The following is a 13225-nucleotide window of genomic DNA, read 5'->3' on the forward strand; positions in this document are numbered from 1 at the left end:
AAGTAGTGTTGCTCTTTATAAAAAGTTAATGTTTGTGTGAACATTTCTTTTCAGGAACGGGGTCGTAACCGGTTCTTCCCCAGGGGTGGCAGCTTAAGATTCTTTTCATGCCCAGATAGCCTCCATAAAACAAACCATGAGTCTGCAGAGCCTGAATCATGTAAGTAGAGCATGTAGGTTCAAATCTGCAACTCGCCGGAGTAAAAGGCGATATTGCAGATTGATAAAAGCGGACTAATAAAACAAATGGAGTGATTACTTTCATGATTTATTAGAAAATGAGTGATTTATATAGAGAAGCTGGTTCCTTCTTTTCCGTCTTTCAACTGAATTCCCAGACCAATCAATTGATCGCGAATCTGATCTGAAAGAGCGAAGTTTTTATCAGCTCGGGCTTGATTTCTCATCGCGATAAGCATGTTTACAGTTCCTTCCAGTTTGTCGGTATTTCCGTCAGCAGCTTTGTCATTGGCTAAGCCTAAAACATCAAAAACAAAAGCATTAATTGCAGTTGTGAAGGTGTTTAAATCTTCTGCTGAGATCGTTTCTTTTCCGTCTTTCAGTAAATTGATATAACGAACCGCTTCAAACAATTGCGCAATCAGAATTGGCGTATTGAAATCATCATTCATGGCATCGTAGCACAATTGTTTCCATGCTGCAATGTCAATAGAACTTGTTGTACCTGCTGAAATTGCAGGTAAAGCATCTACAGCTTCCATTAGTCTTTTGTATCCTTTTTCGGCAGCTACAATAGCATCATCAGAAAAATCCAGGATGCTTCTATAGTGTGCCTGCAACATGAAAAAGCGGGTTACAGACGCTGAAAAAGCTTTGCTAAGAATGTTGTTGTCTCCGCTTAAAATTTCTCCCGGTAAAATGTTGTTTCCGGTCGATTTTGCCATTTTCTTTCCGTTTAAAGTCAGCATATTGGCATGCATCCAGTAGTTTACCGGAGACTGACCTGTACAGGCTTCGTTTTGTGCAATTTCACATTCGTGATGTGGGAACTTCAAGTCCATTCCACCTCCGTGAATGTCGAAATGATTTCCAAGATATTTGGTACTCATGGCGGTACATTCTAAGTGCCAGCCCGGAAAACCATCACTCCATGGCGAAGGCCATCTCATAATATGTTCCGGTTCTGCTTTTTTCCAAAGCGCAAAATCCTGTGGGTTTCTTTTGTCAGATTGTCCATCAAGATCACGGGTGTTGGCCAGCATATCTTCGATATTTCTACCGCTTAAAATTCCATAATTATTGGTTTCGTTGTATTTCACAACGTCAAAATAAACCGATCCGTTTGCTTCATAACCAATTCCGGTATCGATAATTTTTTTGATGATTTCGATTTGCTCAATAATGTGTCCGGTAGCAGTTGGCTCAATGCTTGGCGGTAAGAAGTTGAAGGATCTCAATATATTATGAAAATCAACGGTATAGCGCTGAACAATTTCCATAGGTTCTAATTGCTCCAATCGTGCTTTCTTGGCAATCTTATCTTCACCTTCATCTACATCGTCTACAATATGCCCCACATCGGTAATGTTACGCACATATCGCACTTTGTAATCTAGGTGTAAAAAATACCTGAATATCACATCAAAAGACATGAAAGTTCTAACATTTCCTAAGTGTACATTGCTATAAACCGTAGGTCCGCAAACATACATTCCAACGTTTCCTTCATGTATAGGGTTGAAACTTTCTTTTTCACCCGAAAGTGAATTGTATATTTTTAGAGGTTGAGCTGTGTATAAAGGCATTTTTTTGTCGTTTAATCGTTTATTTGTTTAACCGTTTATTTGTTTACTGTTGAATCGCGTAACGTTCTGTAATTACTTAAGTTTTATTCTTTTGAAAGATAGTATTTTTTTAAACTGTTTATCTGATTGCAGATTTTTTCTATTTTTTCTCGGGTTTCAAGATATTCTGTCCCGGAAAGATAGTTTAAATCTCTGGAAATTATCAAATGATTTAAAGTTTCCATCGCTGACGAATAAGAAATCGTTAGAAAATGAGCTTTATCTTTATTCGTATTTCGTGACGTTCCTTCTGCAATATTTGTTGCAATTGAAGAAGAACTTCTTTTTATTTGAGAAGTGATTCCAAATAGCTCATTTGGCGGGAACGTATCAGTCAATTTGTAAATGTCTAATATAAACATTCTTGCATTTTGCCAAACTTCTAATTTCTCAAAAGAAAACGTGTACATTCTTTTCTGTTTAATTGTTGATTTGTTTAACCAGTTAATCGAAAGTTTTACTCAAAGAAAAATGCGATTAAACAAATCAACGATTCACCGATTCAACTAGAATTGTGTATCCAGTTTTATATAGTCCAAAAGTTCTCTTTTAACTTGCGGATCTTTAAATCTACCGCCAAATTCAGAGGTCACTGTGCTGCTTTCGATATCTTTGATTCCTCTGGAATTTACGCAAAGGTGTTTCGCGTCGATCACGCAGGCTACATCTTCAGTTCCAAGTGCTTTTTGTAATTCCTGAACAATTTGCATGGTTAGACGCTCCTGAACCTGAGGTCTTTTGGCATAATATTCTACAATACGGTTCATTTTGGATAAACCAATAACTCTTCCGTTAGAGATATAAGCCACGTGAGCTCTTCCGATGATTGGCAGTAAATGGTGCTCACAAGTAGAATAAACCGTAATGTTTTTTTCTACCAGCATTTCACCGTATTTGTAGTTGTTGTCAAAAGTAGAAGCTTTTGGCTGTTTGGAAGGGTTAAGACCTCCAAAAATTTCTTTTACAAACATTTTAGCCACTCGGTTTGGAGTACCTTTGATACTGTCATCCGTCAAATCCATTCCTAAGGTTTGAAGGATGTTTTCAACATCTTTTTTTATTTTTTCTATTTTTTCGTCATCACTTAAGTCAAAAGCATCCGGTCTCAAAGGATTTTTTGCGTTACTGCTAAAGTGATTGTCTCCTATTTCGTCTAAAAAATCTTCGTTATTTATCATTAAAAACTTACTATTAATATGGGTATTTCTTTTTAAGGCGGTAAAGATAATTAATAAATGGTAAACCTTTTCTATGGTTTTTACTATTTAATTGCGGCTTTTGCTATAAAATTCAAATTGTAGTGAAAATGTGGTTTTTTTTAAATGCAAAAGACAATAACACAGTATGTTATTGTCTTTTTAAAATTTTATATTCAGACCTTTATTTCTTATTGTAAACCAAAAGAGCTTCTTTTAAAATGTTTACAGCGGTAACCAAATCTTTTTTGTTTAAAACGTACGCAATTCGAACCTGATTCAGTCCCATTCCCGGTGTTGAGTAGAATCCGGCAGCGGGAGCAACCATAACCGTTTCTCCATTCAGATCGTAACTTTCTAAAAGCCATTGTGCAAAATCTTCAGAGTTGTCAATCGGTAATTGTGCGATGCAGTAAAACGCTCCTTTTGGTTTCGTCACAATAACGCCTTCAATTTTGTTCAATTCTGCGATTAAAGTGTCACGACGCTCTTTGTATTCGGAAATTACCTCGTCAAAATAACTTTGCGGAGTATCTATTGCCGCTTCACATGCAATTTGCTCGATAGTAGGAGGACTCAGACGTGCCTGTGCAAACTTCATTACAGTTGTCAACACCTCTTTGTTTTTGGTTACCAGACATCCAATTCTGGCGCCACACATGCTATAACGTTTAGAAACAGAATCAACCATGATCACATTTTGCTGAACATCTTCCAAATTCATTACAGAAAAATGTTCGTCGTCTCCGTCGTATAAAAACTCGCGATAGACTTCGTCAGCAATCAGGTATAAATCGTGTTTTTTGATTAAGCCTGCCAATTGTCTGATTTCTTCTTCAGAATATAAATATCCGGTTGGATTTCCGGGATTGCAAATTAATATGGCTTTTGTTTTTGTGGTAATGAGTTTTTCAACTTCTTCAATACTTGGTAAAGCAAATGCCGTTTCGATAGTCGAAACTAAAGGAATAACTGTTGCACTTGTTGAAGATGCAAATGCATGGTAATTAGCATAAAAAGGTTCCGGAATGATAATTTCATCTCCCGGATCTGTAATTGTGGCCAGCGCAAATAGTAAGGCTTCAGAACCACCAGTGGTAACAATGATGTCTTCTGTATCAACGTTTACATTTTGACGCTGGTAAAATTGAGCTAATTTTTTTCTATAGCTTTCATATCCGGCTGACGGACTATATTCTATAAGGGTTAAGTCAATATTTTTTACCGCCTCGATGGCCACTTCGGGTGTCTTGATATCCGGTTGACCAATGTTTAAATGATACACTTTGTGTCCTTTTTTCTTTGCTAAATCAGCAAAAGGAGCAAGTTTACGTATCGGTGATTCGGGCATGTTTCTGCCTTTGTGTGAGATTGTTGGCATGGGTTTTATTTATTGAAGTGCAAATTTGCATTTTTTTTTCGAATTTAACGTAAACATTACAGGTACTTATTAATTTGTAGTAATTATCGATATTTTTAGTAATTTTATCTTAAAATTTTATCAATGAGAAAACATTTCATGTTGTTTTTTGGGCTTTTCACAGCTTTTACACTTCAGGCGCAAGAAGATTTTCAAATAGAAAATCGTGCCTCCAAGGTTACTATACCTTTTACATTAATTAATAATCTGGTTTTTATTCCTATAAAAGTAAATGGAGTAGAACTAAATTTCCTGTTGGATTCGGGTGTTGAAGAAACCATTTTGTTCAGTATGGAAGAAAAACAGGAAGTTAGTTTTAAAAATGTTCAGAAAATTAAGCTCAGAGGTTTAGGAAGTGAAGACGAAATTGAAGGTTTGAAATCGACCAATAATGTTTTAGAAACCCATGGTTTAAGATCGAACAATCATTTGCTGTATGTCATTGTGGATCAGTCTTTTAATTTGTCATCACACATTGGAATTCCGGTGAATGGCATTATTGGATATAAATTTTTCAAAAACAACCTCGTTGAGTTAAACTATCAAAAGAAGAAGATTGTTGTTCATCAGAATAATGAAGAAACTCTAAAAAAACTGAATAAAAAATTTAAAGCAGTCCCGATTACGATCGAAAGATCTAAACCGTATCTGTATACAACTGCATTTGTAGACAATGTTGCTGTGCCCGCAAAAATGTTAATCGATATTGGTAATAGTGATGCTTTTTGGATTTTTAAGAATGATATTATAAAATTACCGACTAAAAATTTTCCTGATTTTCTTGGGAAGGGTTTCAGTGGTGATATCGAAGGTCATCGTGCCAAAATTGAAAAGTTTTCTATAGGGGAGTTCAATTTTAAAAATCCCATAGTGGCTTTTCCGGATTCAAGTTCGATTCGAAATGTGAAGATGGTGCCCGGGCGAATTGGTTCTGTTGGCGGGGAAGTTTTAAAACGATTTACGGTCGTATTGGATTATGCGGATAAAATACTGTATCTTAAGAAAAATAGTAAATTTTCAGAACCGTTTACTTATAATAAAAGCGGAATTACAGTGCAGCATAACGGACTTCAATGGGTTCAGGAAACGGTTCATCTGGAGACGGTAAAAGTTGTTAATTCAGTTGAAGAAGCAGGTTATCTAGGTAAAAAAAATGATGATTTCAGATACAAGTTCTCCTTAAAACCGGTTTATGAAATTGTAAACATCCGTAAAAATTCAGCCGCAGAACGTTGTGGATTGAAAACGGGAGATATTATTGTTCGAATTAATCGCGCACTTCCATACAGATATACGTTGCAGCAGATTAATTCACTTTTAAAATCTGAAGAAGATGTTTGGATAGATTTAGAAATAGAAAGAAATAGTCTCCTTTTAAAATTCAGATTTAAACTGGAAGATGAATTGTAATGGGGGTTAGCGCTATTTTTTTGTAGAGATTTTTTTGTAAAGATTTAATTATTAAAGTAAGTTCTAATTGTTTAATAAACATTATTATTTCGTTATGTTTGTAAAAAAATAACCGGAAGTCTATGGTGAAAAAATACACTAGTTTCTTGCAATTTGCATTGTTTTTTATTGTTTTGTTGGCTTGTGTTTCAAAAAGCCAGGCACAATGTGCAGGAACCGACGAGCAACATATAATTTGTGATATTGAAGATCCGGTCAATCAATCAATTTCTTTGTTTTCGTTGTTGGGAGGTACACCAACTCCGGGGGGGATCTGGACGGATAATAATAATCTAAGAGGTCTGGATCCTGCTACAGGAATGTTAAATGCCCAGCTTATATCAAGTGGAGGTACTTACCAATACACTTATACCGTAACAACGCCAGGATGTGTTGTAAATAAAGCAATCGTAACCTTAACTATTGGCGCATATTCGGGAATTGGAACTGAAGCTACAATCTGTAATGACAGAGGAGAGTATAATCTTTTTACGGCATTTAATAGTGTTATTATGGGACCGCATTCCAACGGAACATGGAGGGATAGCAGCGGTAGGATTGTAAAATCTACGTTCACGGTACCAAAAGTACAAGTGAAGACCACTTATAATTTTACTTATACAGTACCGCCTGTGCTGGCATGCGAATCGACACCACTTACTTCTGCCGTGAAGATAACGGTTGTAAGGAAGCCGGAAGCCGGAGATCCAACAGATAAAGAATTATGCGGCACGACTGACTTAGGGCCTTATGCTAATTTTGACCTGCACGAGCTGCTTTCAGGAGAAGATATGGGAGGTATGTGGAGTGGTCCAGGTATTACTGCATCAACGGGTCATACCGTTGATCTTCAGGCTTTGTTTGCTACATCAGGAGCGGGAGAGTACAGCTATACCTACACTGTTTTTGCAGTTCCGAATCAGAATATCTGCGAGAATGATAGTGAAACGGTAAAAATTACACTGGAAAAAAGATTAGATTTTACCGGCGCAAGGGTGTTGGTTGATTCGGATATTTGTGAAGATAAAATTGCAACAGCATCCTATATCGCAAGAATTATGCAAGGGCCGCAAGTAATTCCGAACGGAGAATATGAAGTTCAGTATACTATTACAGGGCCTACCGTTGCATCAGCAACTGTAAAGGCTAATTTTACAAATGGGGTATTGGTATTTCCGCTTAGCTCTAATTATTTTAAGCAAATAGGTACATTTACGCTTACGGTGACTAGCATTATAGCTACATCCGGTAAAAAATTATGTACCAATATAATTGGTATTTTATCAGATGATTTAATCATTAGTCCATTCCCGCGATTGGATGGTGCAGTATTAACAACCACTCCGGTCTGCCAGAATCAGGCAGCAATAGTTCAGCTTTCAAATGCTTCGTTATTGGCTAATGGAACTTACAGAATTACTTATAATCTGATGGGAGATAATGTTGTTACCGGTAGAACAGTAAATATTACAGTTTCCGCTGGGAGTGCAAACTTTGTAATTCCGGCGAGTCTAAATGTAAAAAGCGGATCATCAGCAATTACAATTACGAGTATCACAAACATTACAAATCCGACTCCCCAATGTTCGAATGTAGCCAATGTAAAAGGGAATCAGATTATTAATCCTCTGCCAGATGGGACAACTATTGTCGTACAGGTCGAAAACTTTTGTTTTGGAGAACCAGTTCCTGTAGCTGTTTCCGGATTAGGAAATTTAACTGACGTTACGCTCTCTTACACACTTTCGGGTGATAATTCTTCGGTATTACAAACGGTTGTTTTAGCAGTAGCAAACGGAAAAGCTAGTTTTGTTATTCCGCAAGGATTGCTTTTGAATACAGGTTCTTCAGTAATTATAGCCCGTAATTTAAAGAACAACACTACGTCATGTGATGTTAATTTAAGTAACGTAGTGGATTCTTTTGTGATAAATACTATTCCCAACGCTCCTATTGCAACAAGTCCGCAGGTATTTTGTAAAGTGGAGGGAGCAGTAATTACAAATTTAACGCCACGCGGGGCTCAGTACAAATGGTATAGTTCTGGAACGGCAACTACACCACTTGCAGATACTTATGTTTTAAAAACAGAGCAGCTTTATGTAAGAGAAATTTCTACTGCAAATTGTATTTCTGCACCAACTCCCGTTTCGGTTGTGGTAAATGATACGCCAGCTCCAACTCTGAATTCAGGTGGGGAAAATTTTTGTGGTTTAAAAAATCCGACAATTGCAGATTTATCCAAAGCGACCAATGTATCTTCGACAGTTGCGTGGTATGATGCCGAAAATAACGGTAATTTATTGACTTCAACAACTTTGCTTCGCGATAAGGCAACTTATTATGGTTTCGATCTTTCGATTGTAACCAGTTGTATTTCTGATGATTATTTAGGGGTTACAGTTTCTTTATTCGATTGTAATCCGGAAGAATATGCTTTTTTTATTCCGGACGGATTTTCACCAAACGGAGATAACGTAAATGATACTTTCAGGATTCCGGATATAGAATTTTTATACCCGGATTATACTCTTGAAATCTTCAACAGATATGGAAATGTAATGTTTAAAGGAAATAGAAATAAACCCAATTGGGATGGGAGAAATTCCGAATCGGCCGGTTTTGGTGATGGAATTGTACCAAATGGGGTCTATTTTTATGTGGTCAATTTTAATAAAGACAACAGACGTCCGCAGCAGGGGCGACTTTACCTGAACAGATAATTTCTTTTTATAGTATTTAAGATAAGTTTCAAATGAAAAAAGTACTACTTTTTATAAGTTTCCTCTTTTGTATCACATCAGCCTCAGCCCAACAGGATCCTGAGTACACCCATTATATGTACAACATGAGTGTAGTCAATCCTGCTTATGCGACAGGCGTTCCTGCTATGATGAATTTTGGAGGATTGTACAGAACGCAATGGGTGGGAGCTGTTGGAGCGCCTAAAACTTTTACCTTTTTCGGACATACAGCTTTAAGCGATAAAATTGAAGTGGGATTATCATTGGTTTCAGATGATATTGGCGACGGAGCAAAAAAAGAGAATAATTTTTATGCTGATTTTGCCTATGTTTTAAATTTGGGTGGGAAAAATAAACTTTCGCTTGGATTAAAAGCAGGTTATACATCGCTCCAAAGTAATTTCAACGGGTTTAAATTAGAGAGTGGGAATGTGGCCAGTGATTTGGCTTTCGCCGAAAATGTAAACGTCACCAAGCCAAATATTGGAGTAGGGGCCTATTACTTTAGAGATAATTTTTATGTCGGATTGTCTGTGCCTAATTTGTTGAGTACGAAACACCTTGAAGAAAAATCCGGAATCAACGCTTACGGATCAGAAGCCATTCATACTTTTTTAACGGCAGGATATGTTTTCCAACTCAATGATAAGGTTAAATTAAAGCCTGCTTTTCTGTCAAAATTTGTTCCGGGAGCGCCGGTTACTTTAGACCTGACGGCCAATGTTTTGTACAATAATAAATTTGAATTGGGTGCGGCCTATAGAGTAAACGATGCTGTAAGTGCTTTGTTGAATATAAACGTAACGCCAACTTTAAGAGTGGGCTATGCTTACGATCATACTTTATCGAATATGGGCAGGTTTAATTCAGGTACACACGAAATTATGCTGCTTTTTGATTTAGACTTATTAGGAAAAGGATATGATAAATCGCCAAGATTCTTTTAAAATGAAAAATAGGAAAAAATTACTCGTTATTATCTTCGTATTTTTAATACAGTTTTTACAGGCTCAGGATTTTGAATTGGGCAGAGCCAAACGTTTTTTTGATAAAACGCATTATGCTGAAGCTATTATTTTATACGAAAAATTAGCAGAAAATAAGCCTTCACAGGAAGTGATCAGGAATCTGGCAGACTCTTATTTTTACACGAACGATTTGATAAAAGCACAGCGTTATTACCGACTTTTGATTCAAAATTATGGTAATGGTTTAGATCGAAATTATTATTTCAGATATGCACAGACTTTAAAAGCAAGCAATAGTTATGACGATGCCAATGCCGCTTTAAAGGAGTATTATTCAAAATCAGATCATAGTGATGCGGTTTCTAATTTTGAGAAAGAATTAAAAACTCTGGAGAATGTTTCGGCAATAGGGAAACGATATGAACTTAAAAATTTGGCAATCAATACCCCTAATTCAGAGTTTGGGGCAGTAAAATATAAGGAAAACCTGGTTTTTGCAGGAGTAAAATTAAAGCCCGGATTGTTGGATAAAAAATTCAAATGGGACAATAAAACCTATTTGAATCTGGTGTCGATTCCTCTTAAAAACAGCAATTCCACGGATTCTATAGTGCATTATTTTGCCAAAGAGTTAAAAAGCGGGATGCATGAGGCAAACGCGGTTTTTACAAAAGATGGTAAAACGATTTATTTTACGCGAAACAATTCCAAGAATAAAAGCAAGAAAACAAACGAACAGAAAATTTCGAATCTTCAAATCTTTAAAGCCGAACTGGTGGAAGGGAAATGGAAAAATGTAACGTCTCTTCCGTTTAACAGTTCAGAATATTCAGTAGAACATCCCGCTTTGAGTCCGGATGAAAAAGTGTTGTACTTTGCATCAGACATGCCGGGGACTTTGGGTTCCTTTGATATTTATTCGGTAAACATTAATAAAGGAGCATTTGATACACCCCGAAATTTAGGACCAACAATTAATACCGACAAAAGAGAACAATTTCCCTTTGCTTCAACCGATCAAAAACTCTATTTTTCTTCTGACGGACATTTGGGTTATGGGTCACTTGATGTTTTTGTTTCCGATATTAAAGGAAACGACTATAGTAAACCGGTGAATGTGGGGCAGCCTTTGAATTCAAATGGAGATGATTTTTCTTTTAATATCGATGCCGATACCAAAGAAGGCTATTTTGCTTCTAATAGAGAGGGAGGAAAAGGGAGTGATGATATTTATCAGATTAAGGAAATCAAAGATCTGATTGTAGAAGATTGTAAACAATTTATTGCAGGAGTTATTACAGATGTTGATACCAAGCTGCCTCTGGAAAATGCGATAGTGACCTTGCAGAATTCAGATCAAAAGATTCTGAGCTCAACAATTACTTCTGCAGATGGGAAGTTCAGTTTTACAGTGGATTGCGAAAGTTCGTTTACGGTTTTAAGCTCCAAGGAAAATTACACAAGTGAATCGAGAACCATCTCTTCTGGAAAAATCAGAGATGCAAGTCATGATGCTTCGATGGCATTAAGATCTTTAGAAGTTATAAAACAGGAAGAACTGCAAATCACAGAAAAGAAAAGAAAAGAAGAACAGCAGCTTGCAGAAAAGAAAAGACAGGAGGAAGAAATTGATACGAAACGAAGAAAAGAAAGAGAAGCATTGGCTGCTATTGCTTTAAAAGAAGCCGATAAAAGGGCGAAGGCAGACGAAATTATCGCAAAAGATATTAGAAAGAAAGAGAAAACAGCTCAGATTCTTGCACAGGAAAAAGATGTGGTAAAAGACAGTAAAGGCAGATTAATCATTAAAACCGATCCGATTTATTTTGATTATAATTTGTGGTACATCCGAAAAGAATCTAAAGTAGTATTAGGACGTGTGGTGGAATTAATGAAGAAATATCCAGACATGGTAATCGAAATTGGATCGCATACTGATTCAAGAGGAAATGAAAAGTTTAATGCCAATTTATCTCAGAAAAGAGCCAGCTCAACCAGAGATTTTATACTAGAGTCAGGTATTAATGCCAAAAGGGTAACGGCTAAGGGATATGGGGAATCAGTACCTATTGTGAAATGCAATCCCGATGAGGCCTGTTCAGAAGAAGAACATGAATTGAACAGAAGAAGTGAATTTGTAATTAAGGACTTATAATTGCAGTAGTTAAATCAACCCGACAGATTTTAAAATCTTGTCGGGTTTAATGTTTAAAAAATTAGTTTGAACCTTTTCTTTTGGCTTCTTTTTTATTTAATTTTAACCCACTGGGTGAAATTGAATAAAGATTAATTCTAACACATAGAGACATAGGTATTAATGCTCAAAAAAGGACAATAAAAAAGAAATGTTTTTCTTTTACCTGGTTTACTATGTGTATTTTAATTAGTGAAACGCCTTCTCTAAGTCTGGAAAGACTATGTTTCTATGTGTTAGCAATTTCACGCAATAGAATTAGTTTTAAAAATAACAATGATTTAAAAAATAATAATTATGAAAAACCTAGTTGTATCCTGCTTGCTTGTGACATGTATCGGACTTCAAAGCTGTAAAAACAATGAGAATCAGAAGGAGGCTGAAGCAGCTAAAGCAGCTGCTGAAACCATTGTAAGTACAGAATGTTATAAAGCTATCTATGAAAAAGATACTATCGATTTAAAAGTAAACACACTAAAAAATGGAAAGATAAGTGGTAACATGACTATGAAAGTTGCCGCAGCAACAGAAAGAGTGGGAGAACTTGCAGGAGAATTTCGCGGAGATACCTTATTTGCCGATTATACTTTTCAAGAGGTGACCAACAAGAATAAAACGTTTAAAAATCCAATGGCATTCTTAAAGAAAGACAAAAGACTTATTTTAGGTAACGGGACAATGCAGACTACTATGGGAGTTACTTACCTGGTAAAAGATAAACCAATCGATTTTGATCGTGTAAAATATAAATTTGATGCTGTCGAGTGTACTGAGAAATCAAAATAATAACCTCTAAAAAACAAATCCGACAGGTTTTTAAAACTTGTCGGATTTAGATTGAAAATACAGATAAAAAAAGCCGCTTCTTAATTGTAGAAGCGGCTTGCTATTTTTTAGATTTTATTCTTTATAAAACTTCACCTTTGATTTTTAAGGCAACTCTACCGTCAGGGTAGTTTACAGCATTTGTTTCAACGGTAATTGTTTTACGAATCGGACCGGAAACCATGTTGTATTTTACATCAATTTTACCTTTTTTTCCTGGCATAACTGCTGCTGCGGGTTTGGTAACAACGATAGAACTTACGGTAGATTCAGCACCAGTAATCAAAAGCGGGGCATCACCTGTATTGGTAAATTCAAAAGAGCGAACTCCGTTGTCACTTTTCGAAATTTTTCCATAATCAATTGTATTGTCTTGGGCTTCAAATTCAATTTTTGGGCCGTTTTGTGCATAACTTATTGTACTAAACAATACGACTGCAATAAAAGAGGCTACATTTTTCATTTCAAATTTTTTTTTAAAGTTGTAAGTAAATATACATTCTTTTAATTAACACACAAATTATTAATTCGCTTTTTATAGTGTACTTAATTATTTACTTTTGCTGTCAATAATTAGTACAAAAATTGAACCAGTTTTTCTGTTTAATTGTTTAGCCGTGTATC

At 36.0% G+C, this 13225-nt stretch carries 11 protein-coding genes; 5 read left to right on the forward strand and 6 right to left on the reverse strand.

Annotated elements, in window-relative coordinates:
• Positions 1-25: 25 nt before the first annotated feature.
• The 5 genes from yidD to LNQ34_RS15190 all read right to left on the reverse strand — a co-directional run bounded on the left by yidD (position 26) and on the right by LNQ34_RS15190 (position 4382).
• A complete protein-coding gene (gene yidD / locus LNQ34_RS15170; protein WP_070906973.1) occupies positions 26-265 on the reverse strand; it encodes a membrane protein insertion efficiency factor YidD in 240 nt (79 codons plus the stop codon).
• 22 nt (positions 266-287) lie between these two features.
• Positions 288-1766 (reverse strand): cysteine--tRNA ligase, encoded by a 1479-nt coding sequence (gene cysS / locus LNQ34_RS15175; RefSeq protein ID WP_230000334.1) that lies wholly within the window; start codon positions 1764-1766, stop codon positions 288-290.
• Positions 1767-1849: 83 nt separating this feature from the next.
• On the reverse strand, positions 1850-2215 hold the full coding sequence (locus LNQ34_RS15180) for a four helix bundle protein (RefSeq protein WP_202702806.1): 366 nt from the start codon (positions 2213-2215) through the stop codon (positions 1850-1852).
• Between the two features lie 96 nt (positions 2216-2311).
• Positions 2312-2983 (reverse strand): GTP cyclohydrolase I FolE, encoded by a 672-nt coding sequence (gene folE / locus LNQ34_RS15185; RefSeq protein WP_202702807.1) that lies wholly within the window; start codon positions 2981-2983, stop codon positions 2312-2314.
• A gap of 202 nt (positions 2984-3185) precedes the next feature.
• Positions 3186-4382, reverse strand: a complete 1197-nt coding sequence (locus LNQ34_RS15190; RefSeq protein WP_230000335.1) for a pyridoxal phosphate-dependent aminotransferase — start codon at positions 4380-4382, stop codon at positions 3186-3188.
• 123 nt (positions 4383-4505) lie between these two features.
• Here LNQ34_RS15190 and LNQ34_RS15195 point away from each other — a divergent pair, with 123 nt between their 5' ends.
• From LNQ34_RS15195 to LNQ34_RS15215, 5 genes are all read left to right on the forward strand, one after another.
• A complete protein-coding gene (locus LNQ34_RS15195; protein WP_202702809.1) occupies positions 4506-5831 on the forward strand; it encodes a PDZ domain-containing protein in 1326 nt (441 codons plus the stop codon).
• 122 nt (positions 5832-5953) lie between these two features.
• Entirely contained in the window at positions 5954-8593 is a 2640-nt protein-coding gene (locus LNQ34_RS15200; RefSeq protein ID WP_230000336.1) for a T9SS type B sorting domain-containing protein, read from the forward strand.
• 32 nt (positions 8594-8625) lie between these two features.
• On the forward strand, positions 8626-9561 hold the full coding sequence (locus LNQ34_RS15205) for a PorP/SprF family type IX secretion system membrane protein (RefSeq protein WP_230000337.1): 936 nt from the start codon (positions 8626-8628) through the stop codon (positions 9559-9561).
• Position 9562: 1 nt separating this feature from the next.
• Entirely contained in the window at positions 9563-11737 is a 2175-nt protein-coding gene (locus LNQ34_RS15210; protein WP_230000338.1) for an OmpA family protein, read from the forward strand.
• Between the two features lie 336 nt (positions 11738-12073).
• Positions 12074-12562, forward strand: a complete 489-nt coding sequence (locus LNQ34_RS15215) for a hypothetical protein (RefSeq protein ID WP_202702813.1) — start codon at positions 12074-12076, stop codon at positions 12560-12562.
• 121 nt (positions 12563-12683) lie between these two features.
• On the opposite strand, the gene LNQ34_RS15220 is transcribed toward LNQ34_RS15215, so the two are convergent.
• A complete protein-coding gene (locus tag LNQ34_RS15220; RefSeq protein WP_017498202.1) occupies positions 12684-13064 on the reverse strand; it encodes a DUF1573 domain-containing protein in 381 nt (126 codons plus the stop codon).
• Between the last annotated feature and the right edge of the window lie 161 nt (positions 13065-13225).

This window comes from Flavobacterium lipolyticum (genome assembly GCF_020905335.1).
In the GTDB taxonomy this organism is placed as follows: Bacteria; Bacteroidota; Bacteroidia; order Flavobacteriales; family Flavobacteriaceae; genus Flavobacterium; species Flavobacterium lipolyticum.

Excerpts from the sequence above, each read along its gene's own strand:
- yidD (WP_070906973.1), bottom strand. The coding sequence starts at position 265 with ATGAAAGTAATCACTCCATTTGTTTTATTAGTCCGCTTTTATCAATCT.
- cysS (WP_230000334.1), bottom strand. The coding sequence starts at position 1,766 with ATGCCTTTATACACAGCTCAACCTCTAAAAATATACAATTCACTTTCG.
- LNQ34_RS15180 (WP_202702806.1), bottom strand. The coding sequence starts at position 2,215 with ATGTACACGTTTTCTTTTGAGAAATTAGAAGTTTGGCAAAATGCAAGA.
- folE (WP_202702807.1), bottom strand. The coding sequence starts at position 2,983 with ATGATAAATAACGAAGATTTTTTAGACGAAATAGGAGACAATCACTTT.
- LNQ34_RS15190 (WP_230000335.1), bottom strand. The coding sequence starts at position 4,382 with ATGCCAACAATCTCACACAAAGGCAGAAACATGCCCGAATCACCGATA.
- LNQ34_RS15195 (WP_202702809.1), top strand. The coding sequence starts at position 4,506 with ATGAGAAAACATTTCATGTTGTTTTTTGGGCTTTTCACAGCTTTTACA.
- LNQ34_RS15200 (WP_230000336.1), top strand. The coding sequence starts at position 5,954 with ATGGTGAAAAAATACACTAGTTTCTTGCAATTTGCATTGTTTTTTATT.
- LNQ34_RS15205 (WP_230000337.1), top strand. The coding sequence starts at position 8,626 with ATGAAAAAAGTACTACTTTTTATAAGTTTCCTCTTTTGTATCACATCA.
- LNQ34_RS15210 (WP_230000338.1), top strand. The coding sequence starts at position 9,563 with ATGAAAAATAGGAAAAAATTACTCGTTATTATCTTCGTATTTTTAATA.
- LNQ34_RS15215 (WP_202702813.1), top strand. The coding sequence starts at position 12,074 with ATGAAAAACCTAGTTGTATCCTGCTTGCTTGTGACATGTATCGGACTT.
- LNQ34_RS15220 (WP_017498202.1), bottom strand. The coding sequence starts at position 13,064 with ATGAAAAATGTAGCCTCTTTTATTGCAGTCGTATTGTTTAGTACAATA.